Below are 17,385 nucleotides of genomic sequence, written 5' to 3'. Positions count from 1 at the left end.
GCACGCGAGCCCCGACCGGCACACGTGCGACCACACTGTCCCACAGCGCGCTCAGCCCGTCAGCCCGTCGGCCCGGCGTGCCTGCACGAGATCGGTCACATCACCCGAACGTGCTCATGGTCACCCGTCGGACAGCGCCGCCTCGACGCGTTCGACCTTGCCCGTCAGCTCCCCGGACCGGCCCGGGCGGATGTCCGCCTTGAGCACCAGGCTGACCCGGTGGCCGTGCCGGCCGACGGCTTCGGTCGCACGCTTCACGACGTCCATCACCTCGTCCCACTCGCCCTCGAGGGTGGTGAACATGGCGTCGGTGCGGTTCGGGAGCCCGGACTCGCGGACGATGCGCACGGCATCGGCGACGGCGGCGGTCACGGACTCGCCCGCACCGAGCGGGGCGACGGAGAAGGCGACGAGCATCCGGCCAGCCTAGGCGCGCGAGGACGCCGGCAGGTGCGATGCGAGCAGCTCCGCCAGGTGCACGCCCTGGACGCCGGCCAGGTGGTCGGCCTGCGTGCGGCACGAGAAGCCGTCCGCCAGGTAGACGTCCCCGGGGGCCGCATCGCGCAGCGCCGGCAGCAGCGCGTTCTCCGCCACGGCGACCGACACGTCGTAGTGGCCCTTCTCCATGCCGAAGTTGCCGGCCAGCCCGCAGCAGCCCGCGAGCGCCGAGAACTGCGCACCGGCGTCGGTGAGCAGTCGACGGTCAGCCGTCCACGTCATCACGGAGTAGTGGTGGCAGTGCGGCTGCACGACCGCGGTCACGTCGGAGAGGTCCGGGACCTGCCAGCGGTCGCCGGGGCCGATGGGGGCGGGCGCGGTGAGCAGCTCCGCGAGCGTGCGCGTCTCCCGGGCGACCGCGACCGCGCGGGGGTCGTCGGGCAGCAGGTCGCGCAGGTCGGAGCGCAGGACCGCGGTGCACGACGGTTCGAGCCCGACGATCGGGATCCCGTTGACCGCGAACGGCCCGAGCACGCCGAGCAGGTGGGTGAGCTGCTTCCTGGCGCCGTCCAGCTGGCCGGTGCTGATCCAGGTGAGGCCGCAGCAGGCGTCGTCCTGCGGGACCAGCACCTCGTAGCCGGCGGCGGTGAGCACGGCGACGGCCGCCTGCGCGACGGACGGCGCGAGGGTGTCGGAGAACGAGTCGGTCCACAGCACGACCTGCGGCTTGCGGCCGCCGCCGCCTCCGGTCCCCTTGCCGGGCCGTCCCCGGAACTGGTCGCGGGGCCGGGCGCCGCCTCGGACGTCGGTGGCGCTCCGTCGGCGACGGCCGCCGTCGCGGCCGGCGTGGTCGCGGCCGGTGAGGGTGACCATGTCGCGGCCCTCCCCGCGGACCCACGCCCGGAACGGTCGCCGCGCGAACGTCACCATCTCGCGGCGGGTGTCCATGCCACCCCCGGCGAGCACCGCGCGCGCGACGGGGCGGACCCCGAGCACCGCGTTGGTCAGCGCGGCCAGACCCGGGACCCGGGTGATCAGCCGGGCCCAGCGCGGCAGCCAGCCGAGGGCGTAGTGCGACCTCGGTCGGAGCTTCCCGCGGTAGGTACGGTGCAGCACCTCGGACTTGTACTGAGCCATGTCGACCCCTGCGGGGCAGTCCGAGGAGCACGCCTTGCAGGACAGGCACAGGTCGAGGGAGTCGTGCACCTCGGGCGACGACCAGCCGCCGGAGACCAGCGTGCCGTTGGCCATCTCCTGCAGCACGCGCGCGCGGCCGCGGGTCGAGTCCTTCTCGTCCTTGGTCGCCAGGTACGACGGGCACATGAACCCACTCGTCGCGGTGCTGTCCGCCCGGCACTTGCCGACGCCGACGCAGCGGTGCAGGGCGGTGGTCAGGTCCCCGGCGTCGTGCGCGAACGAGAAGCCGTGACCGTCGGAGAGCAGCGGGCGGGCCCACGGGCGGCGCAGGTCGGCGTCGAGCGGGCGCGGGCGGACGAGCACGCCGGGGTTGAGCAGGTCGCGCGGGTCGAGGAGGTCCTTGAAGGCGCCGAACAGGTCGATCGCCTCGGCCGAGTACATGACCGGGAGGAGCTCCGAGCGGGCGCGGCCGTCGCCGTGCTCCCCGGACAGCGAGCCGCCGTGCGAGGCGACGAGCGTCGCGGCGTCGGTCATGAACGCGCGCAGCGGGTTGCCGGAGCGCTCCAGCGGGATGTCGAGACGCAGGTGCACGCACCCGTCGCCGAAGTGCCCGTAGGCGAGGCCGTCGACCCCGTGCGACGCCATGAGCGCCTCGAGCTCGCGCAGGTACGCCCCCAGCCGCTCCGGTGGCACGGCCGAGTCCTCGAACCCGGGCCACGCCTGCTCGCCCGACGGCGTCCGGCCGCCGAGGCCCGCACCGTCCTCGCGGATCCGCCACATCGCGGCGGCCTCCGGCCCGGGCGGGAACAGTCCGACGGCGGTGGTCCCCGCGTCGGCAGCGAGCGCACGCGCGCGTTCGAGGGCCTCGTCGAGGGAGTCCCCGCCGACCTCCACCATGAGCCAGCCGCCACCTGCCGGCAGGGGCGGCACGGCGGCGGCCCCGCGGACGCGACGCACCACGTCGACCAGCCGGGAGTCCATGCCCTCGATAGCCAGCGGGCTGTGCGCGAGCAGGGCCGGGACCGCGTCGGCGGCGGTCGGCATGTCCGGGTAGCCGAGGACGACGAGCACGGGCGCCGCCGCGATCGGGACCAGCCGCACGGTCGCGCCGAGCAGCGTGGCGACGGTCCCCTCCGTGCCGACCAGCGCCTTGGCCAGGTCGGTGCCCTTCTCGGGCAGGAGGTGCTCGAGGGAGTAGCCGGAGACCTGCCGGCCGAACCGGCCCAGCTCGGTCCGCAGGGTGTCGAGGTTGCCCCGGACGAGGGCGTCGAGACCGGGGACGACGTCCAGTGCGCCCGCGCCGGAGCGTGCCTCGAACCGTCGGCCCGTGCCGTCCACCACGTCGAGCGCGAGCACGTTGTCCGCGGTCCGCCCGTACGCGACCGCTCGGGGCCCGCACGCGTTGTTGCCGATCATCCCGCCGAGCGTCGCGCGCGCCTGCGTGGACGGGTCGGGCCCGAACCGCAGGCCGTGCGGCGCGGCGGCCTTCTGCAGGCTGGCCATCACGACGCCGGGCTCGATGCGGGCCGTGCGCGCGGCCGGGTCGATGTCGAGGATGCGGTTGACGTGCCGCGAGAAGTCGAGCACCACCCCGGTCCCGACCGCGTTCCCGGCGACCGACGTGCCACCGCCCCGAGCGGTCAGCGGGATCCCGAGCTCGCGCACCACCGAGAGGGCCGCGAGCACGTCGTCGGTGTCCTGCGGGAACGCCACGACCTGCGGGACCACGCGGTAGTTCGACGCGTCCGTGGAGTACTCGGCCCGCCGGCGGGTGCTGTCGTCGACCGCTCCGCGCAGCGCGGACCGCAACGCCTGCACCACGTCGGCGCTGCTCACACCGTCTGCCACGGTCTCGGTCACGGCCACCACGGGGGCAGTCTCCCATCGAGGACCAACTCCCCCGCACACGTCACCGAGGGCTGGTCACGCCATGCCGTGCGATCGGGAGGATCGGGACCGATGTGTCCGTTTTCACACCGTTGATCCTGAAATGCCCCGGCGCTGTGGCGGTGCCGGTCGCTACTCTCTCGCGGGCCCGTCGACCGATGGCCCCACCCCGAACGAGAAGATGATGATGCGCACCTCCACCGCCCGTGTCGCGGCCCCCGTCCTCCTGGCACTCGCCCTCGCCGGCATCTCCGGCTGCGGCATCCTCGACGAGACCCCGGAGCCGGCCGTCCGCGACGAGACCTCCGGCGAGATCACCGAGTCGAGCGAGGCCGACGTCTTCTCCCTCCAGGTGGGCGACTGCCTCAACGACGCATCGCAGTCCGAGGAGGTCGAGGAGGTCTCCTCCGTGCCGACGGTCCCGTGCGACCAGCCGCACGACAGCGAGTCCTACGCGGCGACCGACATGCCCGAGGGCGAGTACCCCGGCGACCAGGCGATCATCGACGCGTCGGACACGTTCTGCTACGAGCAGTTCGCCACGTTCGTCGGCCTGTCCTACGACGAGTCGTCCCTCGAGCTCGCGTCGTTCTTCCCGACGCCCGAGTCCTGGGCGGAGGGCGACCGCGAGATCATGTGCTTCATCTCCTCGCCCGACGGCCAGGTCACGGGAACCCTCGCGGCCGCCGCACGCTGACCCCTGCGCCGCCGCGACCCGCAACGTCCGCACTCCGGGGGTCTGCACCCCGCAGGAGTGCGGACGTTGCGGTGGTGAGAGGGAGCGCGTCAGGCGAGGGACGCGTCCAGGGTGATCTCCGTGCCCGTCAGGGCCTTGCTCACCGGGCAGGTGGCCTTGGCGTTCTCCGCCGCGGCGCGGAAGCCGTCGGCGTCGAGACCGTCGACCTCGCCGCGGACCGTCAGGGCGATCGTGGTGATGTGCAGACCGCCGGCCGGGTCGGGACGGAGCGTCACGTCGGCGCTGACCTCGAGGGCGACGGGGGTGCCGCCGGCCTCGGCGATCACGGCGGAGAGCTGCATGGCGAAGCAGGACGTGTGGGCGGCCGCGATGAGCTCCTCGGGGCTCGTGGTGCCACCGGCCTCCTCGGCGGTCCGCTTCGGGAACGAGACGTCGAACGTGCCGGCGCCGGAGCTGGTGAGCTCGACCTGCCCGCTGCCCTCCATCAGGGTGCCGTTCCAGGCGGTCCGAGCGGTGCGCGTGGACATGGTGCTCCTTTGCTGTGGGCGGAGCGGGCGGACGCCCGCACCCCCACGCTAGGCAGGAGCGCCGCTCAGCGCGCGCGTTCCAGGTGCCCGGTGACGATCTGCGAGGGTGCGCCGGCCTGGCGCAGCGCCCACGCGGCACGGGCGTGCAGCGCGCGCCGCTGGTCGGGGTCGAGGCCGTTGTAGAGGGCCTCCCGGACCAGGTCGTGACCGAACACGAGCCTGTCCCCGCGGGCGCGGACCACACCCGCGGCCAGCCCGTGGCGCAGGGTGCGCCAGCAGTCCGCCACGGGGTCGCCGGCCAGCGACGCGAGGTCGGCGATGACGAACGACGTGCCGAGCACGGACGCCTGGCCGAGGAGCGCCAGCACGTCGGCCCCGAGGTACTCCACGCGGCGGCGGACCACCTCGTCGAGCGGGTCCATCCAGCGGGAGCCGGTCGAGTCGAGCACCCCGTCGGAGGCGACCAGAGCACCGGCGGCCCTGGCGGTACGCACGACGTCCGCGACCAGCCGCGGGTTGCCGCCGGTGGTCGCGAGCGTGCCCCGCAGCGACGGGCCGACGGGCCCGCCGACGAGGTTCTCGGCCAGCTCGACGGTCGCGCGCGCGTTGAGCGGCCGGAGCTCGAGGTACCGCGCACCCGCGCGGGTCCACGCGGCGACGAGCTCGGCGAGCTCGGGCCGGTACGGCACCGGCCGCATGGTGAGCACGACGAGCGCCCGCGGCACGGCTCCCTCGCGGGCCAGCTGGAGGAGGACGGCGAGCGAGGGGGCGTCCGCCTCGTGCACGTCCTCGAGCACGAGCGCCCACGGGCGGACGTCACCGTGGCGGCGCAGGAGGGCCGCGAACAGCTCCGTGGCCCGGTCGAACCGGGCGCCCGAGCGTGCCGGGTCGGCGTAGATCGCGTCGAGCAGGTCCGCGAGCTCTGTCTCGACGGGGCTGCGGCCGGGCCCGTGCCCGCCGCCGCCAGCGGACGAGCGCACCAGGAGCGCGTCGGACAGGAGCGCGAACGGCCAGCTGCGCACGGCCGTGGCCTGGGCGGTCCGCAGCTCCACGTCGAGGAGGCGGGCGGAGCCGCGCAGCGCGTCGACCAGGCTGGTCTTGCCGACCCCCGCCTCACCCTCCAGGAGGACGGTCACCCCGACCCCGTCGGCGGCGGTCGACAGCAGGTCGTCGAGGTCGTCGAGCTCGGCGGCACGGCCGACGAGAGGCCATGTCCGCCCCGGCTCGGCCGAGGTGCTCATGCGCCCGATCGTAAGGGCCGCGACGCCGGTGCGGACCGATCTGCGCAGGGACTGGACCAGCCGAGGTTCAGCCGAGGTACTCCCAGTGCCACGCCTCGGGCTTGCTGCCGCCCCAGGTGGCCCACGACGGGAGCCCCCAGTCGAGGTCCGGCGCGTGCGAGGCCATCCACCGGTGCTGCTTCGTCCCGAACGAGTCGATGCCGCCGCCGAGGTCCACCGCGATGCCGCTGCCGTGGTTCGACGTTCCCGGCGTCGCGCACAGGTAGCCCTTGGTGCGCTTGCACGCGACCTGGCCCGCGTAGGAGCGGTAGGAGTCGTTGACGACGAGGTTGCTGCCGAACTGCGCCCGGTACGCGTCGTTGAGGACGTCGAGCTGCTCGGCGGCGTCGCAGCGCAGGCGCACGGACGCGTCGAAGTCGACGCCGCAGAGCGCGGAGTCCGGGATCTTGCCGTTGGCGTACCCGAGGAGCGACTGCTTCCACGCGGCCCGCTGGGCCTCCTGCGCTGCTGCGGCCTGCGCGGCGGCGTCCGCGGCGGCCTGCGCGGCGGCAGCGGCGGCGGCGGCCTCGGCGGCGGCCTGCGCGGCGGCGGCGTCCGCGACGCGCTTGGCCTCGGCGCTCTGCCGGACGGAGGTGGTGAGGGTCGCGACGGCGGCCACGGCCTCCCGCAGCTCGGCGGTCGTCGCGTCCTCCTTGCCGGCGGTCGGCGGGACGAGCGGCACGGGCGCCGGAGCGGGCACCTGCTCGAACACGGAGGCGGGGTCGATCGGGGTGTTGGGGTCGACGGGGGCGGGGGTGGCGGTGACGGCCTCCGCCGCGGTCGTGTCCTCGCGTTCGCCCGCGCGGGACGACGCGGTGTCCCGGGTCTCGGCCGGGTCGTCGCCGGTCGCCTCGACGATCAGGTCGTCCAGGTGGGCGGTCGCGGCCTCGAGGGCATCGAGCTGGGCGGCGTCGATGGAGACCTGCGCGCCTTCGGCCTGGACGGTCTGCGCAACCTCGATCGCGTCCGTGGCGACGTCGACGGCACCGGCGCGGGCGCGGTCGACCTGGACCGCTGCGGGCACGAGCGCGGCGGGGATGAGCGCGCTCCCACCATCACCTGCGTTGGCCGACACGGCGACCATGGCGCACATGCTCAGGGCGAGCGTCGTGACCACCGCACCCTGCGCGAGGCGGGCCGGATGGGTGGCTGCACGCACGGTCACAGGGCGTGCCGCAGCGTGCCGGCCACCGGTGGACCGACCTCGGGAGGGAATCTTGTAACTCACGCGTAACACGTTAAGTTCATCGGACGGCCGTCCAGGACACTTGAGCCCTTTGGGCGGGGGAGATCTGGTGAGGATCTCGTTACGGCTTCGTCACACAATTCATAGACTCGGGCGGCTACGATGCCGCCGTGCCCCATGAATTGCCGCCTGCGAAGCCCCTCGAACCGGTCGGGAGCAGCCCCGTCCGCGGCCTCGACGACCTCTACGACATCGCCCGTCTGGCCGAGCGGCTCGGGGTCGAGCACGCCACCATCCGTGTCTGGCTCTCCCGCAAGGTGCCGTGGCTGCCGCAGCCCGACGGCCGGCTCAACGGCGGCGCGGTCTGGCGCGCGACCACCCTCGACGGCATCGAGATGCGCCGCGAGCGGGGTCGCCCCGGCCGCAAGCCGAAGTTCGTGCCCGCCGCGTCGGCCGCCGACGTCCCGCGCACGGGCATGATCCCGGTGGTCACCGCCGGGTCGAGCAGCTAGAGGACCGTCAGGCGCAGCGCTCCGGGCGCCCACGCGGGCACCGCCGGCCGCACGGGACGCACCGGCGCCAGCCGCACGTACGGCTCCCCCGGCGCCGGCCGGGGATCCGGCTCACCGGTGTTGGGCCACAGGGCGAAGGCCCGCTCGGCCTGGGCGGTGATGGTCAGTGACGGGTTGACGCCGAGGTTCGCGGAGATGGTCGACCCGTCGACGACGTGCAGCCCCGGATGCCCGAACACCCGGTGGTACGGGTCCACCACCCCGTCGGCGGCTGACCGGCCGATCGTGCAGCCGCCCAGGAAGTGCGCCGTCATCGGCACGTCCGCGACCTCCCCCAGGCTGCTCGCCGCGAAGCCGCCGAGATGCGCGGCCATCCGCCGGTAGGCGGCGTTCGCGGCCGGGATCCATGTCGGGTTGGGCTCACCCTCGCCCGGGGACGACGTCAGCCGGGTGGTGCCGCGCCACGTGCGCCGCGGACGCACGGTGATCGAGGCGCCGCCGGTCTGCATCACGAGCCCGATGACGGTGCGCTGCGACCAGCTGCCCAGGCCGAGCACGAGCGAGGCGACCTGCCCCGGGTGCCGCAGGGCGTTCCCCAGCCAGCGCACCGGACGCGGCACCCGCCCGCCGCCGTCGGTCAGCACCGTGCTGAGCAGGCCCATGAGGTTGGACCCCCGCCCGTAGCGCACCGGTTCGAGGTGGGTGTGGTCGTCGAGGTGGACCGAGGACGTGATCGCGACGCCGCGCGTCATGTCGGGGCGGCGCCGCCAGCCGCGCCAGCGGGTCGCCGCCCCGCCGAGCGACTCGCTGTTGGTGCGCGTCAGCACCCCGAGCCGGTCCGAGAGCCCGGGCAGCGTGCCGGTCGCCTTCATCCGGTGCAGCAGCTCCTGCGTGCCCCAGGTCCCGGCCGCGACCACGACCTGGCCCGCCGTGACCGTCCTGTTCCCACCACGGCGACCGGTGCGGGTCGTCCGCACCTCCCACTCCTGCCCGCGTGGGCGGATCGACGTCACCGTCGTCTCGGCGACCACGCGCGCACCCGCCCGCTCGGCCAGGTACAGGTAGTTCGTCGGCAACGTGTTCTTCGCGCCGTGCCGGCAGCCCGTCATGCACTCGCCGCACTCCAGGCAGCCGCGTCGCGACGGTCCCGCGCCGCCGAAGAACGGGTCCGGCACCACCTCGCCGGGCGGCCCGAACACCACGCCGACGGGGGCGAGCCGGAACGTGTGCCCGACGCCCAGGTCGTCGGCGGCCTTGCGCACGACCTCGTCGGCGGGCGTGCAGGTCGGGTTGTCGACGACGCCGAGCATCCGGCTCGCCTGGTCGTAGAACGGTGCCAGCTCGGCGCGCCAGTCGGTGAGGTCCGCCCACTGCGGGTCGCGGTAGAACGCGTCGGACGTCGGGCGGTAGAGGGTGTTCGCGTAGTTGAGCGAGCCGCCACCGACGCCCGCGCCCGCCAGCACGACGACGTCGGGCAGCACGTGGATCCGCTGGATGCCGAGCCACCCCAGGCGCGGGGCCCAGAGGAACCGGCTGACGTCCCACGACGTCCGCGGCAGGGTCTCGTCGGTGAACCGGCGACCCGCCTCGAGCACCAGGACGCGGTAGCCCTTCTCGACGAGGCGCAGCGCCGCCACGGACCCGCCGAACCCGGACCCGACGACCACGACGTCGTACTCGGCCACCGCACCTCCCTCGGACAGTGCGCCGATCGTAGGCTCGACACATGCGCGACGGTCGCGAGGACACGGACCCGACGCGTGCCGCCGACGTGGCCGACGCGATGCGGGTGCTCGCCCGCGAGCGGTTCCTGCCCGAGGAGCAGCGCGACCGTGCGCACGAGGACCGGCCGCTGCCGCTGTGGCGCGGGCAGACGAACTCGCAGCCGAGCACGGTCGCGTCGATGCTCCGGCTGCTGCAGGTGCCCGTCGGCGCGCGCGTCCTGGATGTGGGGTCCGGCTCGGGGTGGACGACGGCCCTGCTCGCGCGCCTCGTCGGCCCGGACGGCGTCGTGCTGGGGCTCGAGCTGGACCCGGAGCTCGCCGCGTGGGGCTCGTCGAACCTCGCCGCCTGCGACCTCCCGTGGGCCCGCATCGAGCCGGCGACGCCCGGTGCGCTCGGGCGGCCCGTCGACGGCGGGTGGGACCGGATCCTCGTGTCGGCGTCGCCGCGGTCGCTGCCGACGGTCCTCGTGGACCAGCTCGCCGACGGGGGTCGCCTCGTGATCCCGGTGCGCTCGACCATGCACCTCGTGGAGCGCGTCGCAGGCCGGACGCGTGTCACCACGCACGGCTCCTACACCTTCGTCCCGCTGCGCTGAGGGCGCTCGCCACACCTCGCGAACCCCTCAATTCGCCAGAAGGTGACGAATGCCGTACCTGCCAGTAACGTGCACCGGGCGTGCGCCTGTTTGTGACTACCGTCACGCTCCGCTGCACGCATGTCGATCCTCCTCGAGCCAGGGATGCGCACATGCCACGTCGACCCGTCCTCGCCGCCGTCACCGCCTTGTCCGTCGCGGTCAGCACAGCGTTACTCGGCGCCGGCGGCGCCTCGGCGGCACCACCGCCGACAGACGGCCCGACAGCGGGGAACGCCAAGGCGATCGAGGGGCGGCTCGACAGCAAGCTCGCCCGCGACCTGGTCGACGCCAAGGGCAACGTCACCGCGTTCGTCCAGCTCGACGCCAAGTCCGGCAGTGACATCACGGCCGACGGCGGCACCCCCGCCGAGGTCAAGGAGGCGGCAGCCGACACCGAGGCGCTCGCCGACGAGGTCGTCCCGCAGCAGGTCACCGCCCGCTCGGCCTCCTCCGCCGCGCCGAAGCAGATCGCGACGCTCACCAACCTCGTCGCGGGCACGCTGGTCACCGGCGACGCCGAGCAGGTCCGCGCGCTGGCCGACTCCCCCGACGTGGTCGCCGTCTACCGCGTCACCCCGAAGACCGCCACGAACGCGCACAACGTCGAGTTCACACGTGCGCTGAAGGTGTGGCAGGACACCGGCCAGACCGGCGAGGGCGTCCGCATCGGCGTCATCGACACCGGTCTCGACTACACGCACGCCGACTTCGGCGGCCCCGGCACGGTGGAGGCGTACCAGGAGGCCTACGGCACCGACGGCTCCGGCCCGGTCCCCGCGGGCTTCTACGACCCGGCCAAGTTCATCGGCGGGTACGACTTCGCCGGCGCGCTGTACAGCGCGAGCGACGACCTCGAGGGCGCGACCCCCGTGCCGAGCCCCGACGAGAACCCGATCGACGGCACCTACCTGTCCGACAACGTCGGGCACGGCACCCACGTCTCCGGCACCGCCGCCGGCTACGGCGTCCTGCCCGACGGCACCACGTTCGAGGGCGACTACAGCGGCCTCACCGACGTCTCCGACTGGCTCGTCGGCCCCGGCACCGCACCCGGCGCGGGGATCTTCGCGCTCAAGGTGTTCGGTGACATCGGTGGCTCGACGAACCTGACGTCGCTGGCCCTCGACCGCGCCGCCGACCCGAACGCCGACGGCGACCTGAGCGACCGGCTCGACGTGGTCAACATGTCGCTCGGCAGCGACGGCTCCCCCGCCGACGACCCGGACAACCTGCTGATCGACGCGCTGACCGCGCTCGGCACGGTCATGGTGATCGCGTCCGGCAACGCCGGTGACATCACCGACATCGGGGGTGGCCCGGGCAACGCCGCGAGCGCCCTGACCGTCGCGAACTCCGTCGGCGCCCCGCAGACGTACGACGGCGTCGAGGTCACCGCTGCGGCGAACCCGGCGCTCGTCGGCATCCACTCCGGCCAGAACTCGGTCGCCTACGGCGGCGCGGACGTCACGGCACCCGTCGGCAACCCCGGCAGCAACTTCGACGGCTGCACCGCGTTCACCGCGGCCCAGGCGGCCGCCGTCGCCGGCAAGGTCGCCTACCTCTGGTGGAACGACGACGACACCGCCCGCCGCTGCGGGTCGGTCGTCCGGTTCAACAACGCGACGGCCGCCGGTGCGGTCGGCGTGCTGCTGCCCACCGAGCTGACCCCGTTCCCGGCCGGCATCTCGGGCAACGCCGCCATCCCCGGCTTCCAGATGACCGCCTCCACCACGGACCTGCTGCTCCCGGAGATCCAGGCCGGCACGCTCACGGTCCACATCGGCCCCGGGCTGGCCGGCACGGTCGTCCAGGACATCGCCGGCGACATGCTGAACGGCGGCTCGTCGCGCGGCGTGCACGGCTCGCTGGGCCACGGCAAGCCTGACGTCGCCGCTCCCGGCACGCAGATCCTGTCCGCGGCCTCGGGTGCCGGCAACCAGCCGAACTCCCTGTCCGGCACCTCGATGTCGAGCCCGCACGTCGCGGGCATCGCCGCCCTGGTCCGCGCGGCCCACCCGAGCTGGGAGGCCGAGCAGGTCAAGGCAGCCGTCGTGAACACCGCGACGCACGACATCTGGACGGGTCCGGGCGGGACCGGCACGGCCTACGGGCCGGAGCGGGTCGGGTCCGGTCGGGTCGACGCGTTCGACGCGGTCAACACCAACGTCATCGCCTACAACACCCAGGACCCCGAGCAGACCTCGGTGACCTGGGGTGTCGTGCCGGTGGGTGACAGCACGGTCGTCGCCAAGAAGACCGTGACCGTGAAGAACTACGGCTCGACGAGCCAGCGGTACACCACCTCGGTGTCGAGCTCGTCGACGTCCGGCGGCGCCACCATCACGGCCACCCCGGCCTCGATCACCCTGGCGCCCGGGAAGTCCGCCGTCGTGACCCTCACGCTCACAGCCGACCCGGCCACGCTCCAGCGTGAGCTCGACCCGACGTCGGCTGCCATCCAGGCGGGCATCCCGCGCGAGTACGTCTCCGAGGTCTCGGGCCGCCTGGTCCTGACCTCGGGCTCGACGAGCCTGCGGGTCCCGCTGCAGGCGGCACCGCGACTGGTCTCCGACCTCACGGCCTCCCCGGTCGCGTTCGCCGACGCCGCAGCGGCGACGGCGGACCTCGCGATCTCGGGCCGCGGTGTGGCGTCCGGTGGCTGGTACTCGCTGACCAGCCCGCTGAACCTCGCGGCCACGAGCCCCAAGCTCGAGACCGTTCCGGGGCTCGTCACGTCGCCGTCGGCCACCGCCGCCGGTGACATCCGGTACGTGGGCTGGGCCTCGACGGCACCCGCGGTCGCCGCAGCCGGCGGCGACCCGAGCACGGGTCTCCTGGGCATCGGCATCGCGACCGACGGGGAGTGGGCCACGCTCGGCCGCTACGTCATCCCCGTCATCGACATCGACATCGACGGCGACGGCGCGTACGACCTGGAGACGGTCGTGCAGAAGTACAACGACGACGCCGACGTCACGATCGCCGCGACGTTCGACTACGTCACCGGCGAAAACCTCGACGTCCAGCTCATCAACGGGTTCTCCGGCACCGTCGAGTCGGGCGTGTTCGACAACAACGTCCTGATCGCCCCGATCGGGCTCGACTGGGCGGGCATCCCGGCCGGCTCCACCCCGACGATCTCCGTGTCGACGTACTCCGACTACGCGGCCGCCGACTCCGGGCTCCTGGACACGGTCGAGTCGTTCACGGTGAACCCGTACGACCCGCCGTTCTGGTTCGACAACGACATCCCGGGCTCGTTCTCCACGCTCGGGGCCGACGGCGCCGTCATCCCGGTCCACAAGGGCACGGGCGCGGCCGACGGCCAGCTCCTGGTGTTCCAGCACCAGAACGCGGACACCGTGTCCCGCGTCCAGGTGGTCGACGTCACGGTCCCGGCGGCGACGCCGACGACCACGACGCTCGCGGTCACGGGCGGCAAGAAGGCCGGCCAGGAGCTCACGCTCACGGCCACCGTCGCCCCGAAGGAGGCCACCGGCACCGTGTCGTTCCTCGACGGGCAGACGGAGATCGGCTCGTCGGCCGTCACGGCCGGCAAGGCGGCCGTCAAGGTCAAGCTGGGCGCGGGCGCGCACTCCCTGAGTGCGACGTTCACGCCGGACAGCGGCCTGTACGCGCCGTCCACGTCGGCGGTCGTCCCGGTCGACATCAAGAAGTCGAGCTCGACGTCGGCCCTCACGCTGTCGAACAACTCGGCCTCGTTCGGGACGGTCACGACGGCCACGGTCGTCGTCACCGGCGAGACGACGGCACCGACCGGGGTCGTCGAGATCAAGGAGAAGGGCAAGGTGCTCGGCTCCGGTGAGCTCGTCGTCAACGGCCTCAAGGGCACCGCGACGATCGCCCTCCCGGCGGACCTCGCCGCGGGGACGCACCAGCTGACCGCCGTCTACGCGGGCAGTGCGGAAGTCACCGGCTCGCAGACCCAGCGGTCGTACCGGGTGACCCCCGCGACGAGCAAGGCGGCGCTCACGGCGGACTCGTGGACCGTCGCCAAGGGCGCGAAGGCCAAGGTCACCGTCGCGATCACCGGACGCGCAGGCGCTCCGGTGCCGACCGGGTCGGTCACGTTCACGGTGGGTCTGCAGCGGGTGGCCACCGTGCCGCTCGCCGACGGCACCGCCACCGTGACCCTGCCGGCGGCGCAGCGGTCGAGCGTCGTGGTCGCGTACTACACCGGGAACGGCGGCTACCTGCCGACGGTCGCGGCACACACGCTGACCGTGACGAAGAGCTGAGCCTCCGGCTCCTGTGACATGGGCCGCGTCGACCTCCGGGTCGGCGCGGCCCACGTCGCTCCCCTCAGGCTCGGTTGCCCGCGGAGACCAGAGTGCCGACCGGGCGACCCGACAGATCTCAGGTTCAAGCGCCGGGTCGTCGGCGTCGATAGGAGAGGCATGGGATTGTTCAGACGAGCAGCGAGGCCGTCCGACGGTGGCGAGGTGCCGCACCCGCACACGCCCGCCGACGACAGCCACACGGTCCAGGTCGACCCGCTGAACGCCGCCGAGCAGGTCTGGGCCGCGCAGCACCGCGAGATCATCACCGGTCTGTGCGCGGGCACCGTCGACACGCAGACGCTCGGCGACCTCTTCGACCGCGTCCAGGCGATCTGGCTGCAGTCCGAGGAGCGTGACCGCACCGACCCGGAGTCGCTGGTGCACGCGTTCGGTGTCTCGCTCGGCGACCTCGTCGCGCAGCGGGTCCCCATGCTCGTGTGGGGCTCGGCCCGTGCCGACGGCGCCCCCGAGCTGGTCCTGACCCACCCCGAGATCGACCTGGTCGTGTTCCCGGTCGCGGCGGTCGCCGAGTCGTGGGGCACGGCTCCCGTCGGCTGGGTGAAGGACTACGTCGAGGAGACGGCGGGCGGCGCGCTCGCGGTCATCGCCGTGGCGCACCAGCCGCACTGACCGCGCGGCGCCGTCTCCACAGCGGACGGTCCGGGGCGAGCGCCATCGGCACGGCCACGGCCGCGACCGTCATCGGCCACGCCCAGTAGTCCAGGCCGATGAACAGCCAGATGCTGCCGTGCATCAGCGTCACGGAGAGCACGAACAGCAGCCTCGTGCGTCGGACCGCGAGCCACAGCGGCGCGGTCAGCTCGAGGAGCAGCGCACCACCGGCGAGCGACGCGCTCATCCAGCCGTGGTCGGCGACGGTCCGGGCCAGGTCCTGCGCCACCGGATCAGCGCCGCCCGACAGGTGTGCCGACAGGCCCAGGCGCAGGATCCAGGTCATGTTGTCGCTGAAGACCCACCCCGGCCCGCTGTGCACCAGCTTCTGCGCGCCCGACACGACGTACACCAGCGCGATGACCGCGAGCGCCGTCCGCGGCGGCCAGCCGTAGCGGACCCGGACGTCGGCCCAGGCGTCTCTCGGCGGGCCGGCCGCGACGAGGAACACCGCGGCCACCAGGACGGTCAGCACGTCGTTGTGCATGACCTTCCCGGAGCTCCCCCACAGCGCCGTGAGCGAGGTGTACGCGATCCACAGCCCGGCGAACGCCAGGCGTGGCCGTCTCTGCGCGACCACCAGCAGAGCGCACGCCAGGCCGACGACCTGGACGGCGACGAGCGCCCACGGCGGCGGCGTGCCGGTGTACCAGCTCATGACCGTGAGGCCGTCGCGCAGCGCAGCGGGGCGCTCGGCGATCTGCGTCCAGTCGCGGGTGGCGAGGCGCAGCGCGACGACGGCCGCCAGGAGGACCTGGATCTCCACCACCCGGAACCCCGGGCCCGGCGCCACCAGGCGTTCGTCCACCCGTGCCCAGAGCCGCCTCACAGGTCGACGTCCACGATCGTCGTCCGGCCGACGTCGGCCCACGTGTGGGTGTCCACGTCGTAGTGCCGGGCGATCCTGTCCAGTCGCACCGACCCGACCGTCGCCGGGTCCACGCCCGAGACGTCGAGCCACGCGAGGACCATCTCGCGCTGGACCTCCTCGGGCTCACGGGGAAGGTCGGGGAACTGCCGGTCGGTGGTCACCAGGACCGGGTTCGTCTCCGCGACGAGCAACGGCTCGTCGGTCCCGTCCAGGTGCTCCGCGACCAGCTCGAGCCTCGACTGGTCGGCGGTCCTCACCTCGCTGAAGAGGCGGAACGCCGTCAGCGGCCACAGCTCGAGCCCGCCGACGGCACAGACGGTCAGCACTGCGAGGAGGGACCACGTCACGATGCGGCCGACCCTGGCCTCGCGCTCCTGATCGTCCACCGGCGCAGCTCCTAGAAGAGGACGTCCGGCTCGGGCTGCAGGACGGCGACCCGTGCCGGGCCGTCGTCGCGGACGCCCCGGGCCGCGATGCCCGCGAGCTCGTCGGCACGCTCGTTGAACTGGTCCCCCTGGTGCCCGCGCACCCACACGAACGTGACCGGACCGGGCCGTTCCGCGATGGCGGCCTCGATGGACTGGATGAGCGCGAGGTTCTGCACCGGCCCCCCGGCGGCCGTCCGCCATCCCTTGCGCTTCCACCCGGCCACCCACACCGACGCGCACTTGATGGCGTACTGCGAGTCGGCCTGGATCACCAGGGGCTGGTCGCCGGGGTGCGAGCGGATCGCCTCGAGCACGGCCATGAGCTCGGCGATCTGGTTGGTGCCCGAGGCGTGGCCACCGCTCGCGCTGGAGCCGTCGTGGTTGGCCCAGGCCCACCCGATGGCGCCGCCGGGGTTGCGCAGGCAGGAGCCGTCGGTGCTGACCGTGATCACGGAGAGTGATTCTGCCGTGCCCCGGACCGTGGGACGACCAGCGGCACTCGCCCGAACGGGGTCATTCGGTACACACCCGCTCACGTGGACGGCGGGATCGGCCGATGTGTCCCCATGACCACGTTCGACGACACGGACCTGTTCTCCGAGGCGTTCCACGACTTCCGCAGCGTCGGGATCTCGCGCCGTCGCCCGGCGCTCGTCACCCCGGTGGCGATGGTGGCGGCCGCGCTGCTCGTGGCCGTGGGCTTCCTGTGGGCACGGGGCGGTCCGCTGCTCACCGACCACTCCGTCGACGCGTCCACCCTGCTGCCCCAGTTCGCCGCCGAGCAGGTGTCCCGGGACCGGCTGTCGTCGGACGACCTGGGTACCCTGCGCATCGACCGGAGCACCACCCGGTTCCTCACGGAGACCTCCTCGGGCCGGCACTACGCCGCCGTCGGGTCTGCCGGCTCGCTGTGCGTCGTCACCGTGCAGCCCGGGGAGCTGTCCGCTCTCACCTGCGCGCCGCCCACGCCCACCGCGCGGGTCGCCGTGGACGAGACCCTGCTCGTCGTCGCGTCGTCGGGGCCCATCCCGGCCGCCGCGAGCGGCTGGCGCGAGGCGGGCCCCGACGTCTTCGTGAACGACTGACG

General features: G+C 73.6%; 15 protein-coding genes. 6 read left to right on the top strand and 9 right to left on the bottom strand.

The features are described 5' to 3' along the window. Positions 1–120: 120 nt before the first annotated feature. Complete coding sequence (locus ASD16_RS11065; protein WP_055916781.1) at positions 121–417, bottom strand: MTH1187 family thiamine-binding protein; 297 nt, start codon at positions 415–417, stop codon at positions 121–123. A gap of 9 nt (positions 418–426) precedes the next feature. Next, on the bottom strand, positions 427–3,444 hold the full coding sequence (locus tag ASD16_RS11060) for an FAD-binding and (Fe-S)-binding domain-containing protein (RefSeq protein WP_369817965.1): 3,018 nt from the start codon (positions 3,442–3,444) through the stop codon (positions 427–429). A gap of 205 nt (positions 3,445–3,649) precedes the next feature. On the opposite strand from ASD16_RS11060, the gene ASD16_RS11055 reads away from it, so the two are divergent. Continuing rightward, positions 3,650–4,159 carry a septum formation family protein gene (locus ASD16_RS11055; protein WP_162250298.1) on the top strand — a complete coding sequence of 170 codons (510 nt, stop codon included), beginning with the start codon at positions 3,650–3,652 and terminating at the stop codon, positions 4,157–4,159. 89 nt (positions 4,160–4,248) lie between these two features. Here the strand turns inward: ASD16_RS11055 and ASD16_RS11050 are convergent, their stop codons facing one another. From ASD16_RS11050 to ASD16_RS11040, 3 genes are all read right to left on the bottom strand, one after another. Then, positions 4,249–4,686: an OsmC family peroxiredoxin gene (locus tag ASD16_RS11050; RefSeq protein WP_055916774.1), complete on the bottom strand. Its 438-nt coding sequence runs from the start codon at positions 4,684–4,686 to the stop codon at positions 4,249–4,251. A 65-nt stretch (positions 4,687–4,751) separates the two neighbouring features. Next, a complete protein-coding gene (locus ASD16_RS11045; protein WP_055916770.1) occupies positions 4,752–5,927 on the bottom strand; it encodes an AAA family ATPase in 1,176 nt (391 codons plus the stop codon). A 67-nt stretch (positions 5,928–5,994) separates the two neighbouring features. Next, on the bottom strand, positions 5,995–7,131 hold the full coding sequence (locus ASD16_RS11040) for a M15 family metallopeptidase (protein ID WP_055916767.1): 1,137 nt from the start codon (positions 7,129–7,131) through the stop codon (positions 5,995–5,997). 191 nt (positions 7,132–7,322) lie between these two features. On the opposite strand from ASD16_RS11040, the gene ASD16_RS11035 reads away from it, so the two are divergent. Continuing rightward, positions 7,323–7,664, top strand: coding sequence for a hypothetical protein (locus ASD16_RS11035; RefSeq protein WP_157453894.1), 342 nt, complete (start codon positions 7,323–7,325; stop codon positions 7,662–7,664). Here ASD16_RS11035 and ASD16_RS11030 read toward each other — a convergent pair. Then, positions 7,661–9,349, bottom strand: coding sequence for an FAD-dependent oxidoreductase (locus ASD16_RS11030; protein ID WP_055916761.1), 1,689 nt, complete (start codon positions 9,347–9,349; stop codon positions 7,661–7,663). The two genes, ASD16_RS11035 and ASD16_RS11030, sit on opposite strands and share 4 nt — an antisense overlap. Before the next feature lie 41 nt (positions 9,350–9,390). On the opposite strand from ASD16_RS11030, the gene ASD16_RS11025 reads away from it, so the two are divergent. The 3 genes from ASD16_RS11025 to ASD16_RS11015 all read left to right on the top strand — a co-directional run bounded on the left by ASD16_RS11025 (position 9,391) and on the right by ASD16_RS11015 (position 14,957). Continuing rightward, positions 9,391–9,984 carry a protein-L-isoaspartate O-methyltransferase gene (locus ASD16_RS11025; RefSeq protein WP_082570775.1) on the top strand — a complete coding sequence of 198 codons (594 nt, stop codon included), beginning with the start codon at positions 9,391–9,393 and terminating at the stop codon, positions 9,982–9,984. 152 nt (positions 9,985–10,136) lie between these two features. Next, positions 10,137–14,285 carry a S8 family serine peptidase gene (locus ASD16_RS11020; protein ID WP_055916760.1) on the top strand — a complete coding sequence of 1,383 codons (4,149 nt, stop codon included), beginning with the start codon at positions 10,137–10,139 and terminating at the stop codon, positions 14,283–14,285. A 204-nt stretch (positions 14,286–14,489) separates the two neighbouring features. Continuing rightward, positions 14,490–14,957 (top strand): DUF3806 domain-containing protein, encoded by a 468-nt coding sequence (locus tag ASD16_RS11015; RefSeq protein ID WP_055916756.1) that lies wholly within the window; start codon positions 14,490–14,492, stop codon positions 14,955–14,957. On the opposite strand, the gene ASD16_RS11010 is transcribed toward ASD16_RS11015, so the two are convergent. The 3 genes from ASD16_RS11010 to ASD16_RS11000 are packed head-to-tail and all read right to left on the bottom strand — an operon-like array spanning position 14,929 to position 16,750. Then, a complete protein-coding gene (locus ASD16_RS11010; protein ID WP_082570774.1) occupies positions 14,929–15,828 on the bottom strand; it encodes a hypothetical protein in 900 nt (299 codons plus the stop codon). The two genes, ASD16_RS11015 and ASD16_RS11010, sit on opposite strands and share 29 nt — an antisense overlap. After that, positions 15,825–16,256: a hypothetical protein gene (locus tag ASD16_RS11005; RefSeq protein ID WP_055916750.1), complete on the bottom strand. Its 432-nt coding sequence runs from the start codon at positions 16,254–16,256 to the stop codon at positions 15,825–15,827. Before ASD16_RS11005 ends, ASD16_RS11010 begins: the two co-directional genes overlap by 4 nt. An 11-nt stretch (positions 16,257–16,267) precedes the next feature. After that, entirely contained in the window at positions 16,268–16,750 is a 483-nt protein-coding gene (locus tag ASD16_RS11000; RefSeq protein WP_055916747.1) for a ribonuclease H, read from the bottom strand. A 114-nt stretch (positions 16,751–16,864) separates the two neighbouring features. On the opposite strand from ASD16_RS11000, the gene ASD16_RS10995 reads away from it, so the two are divergent. Continuing rightward, positions 16,865–17,383, top strand: a complete 519-nt coding sequence (locus ASD16_RS10995) for a hypothetical protein (protein ID WP_055916744.1) — start codon at positions 16,865–16,867, stop codon at positions 17,381–17,383. Positions 17,384–17,385: the final 2 nt, after the last annotated feature.

Origin of the sequence: Cellulomonas sp. Root485, from assembly GCF_001426705.1 — a bacterium.
Lineage (GTDB): Bacteria > Actinomycetota > Actinomycetes > Actinomycetales > Cellulomonadaceae > Cellulomonas.
This window is presented reverse-complemented; position numbering and strand designations above follow the sequence as displayed.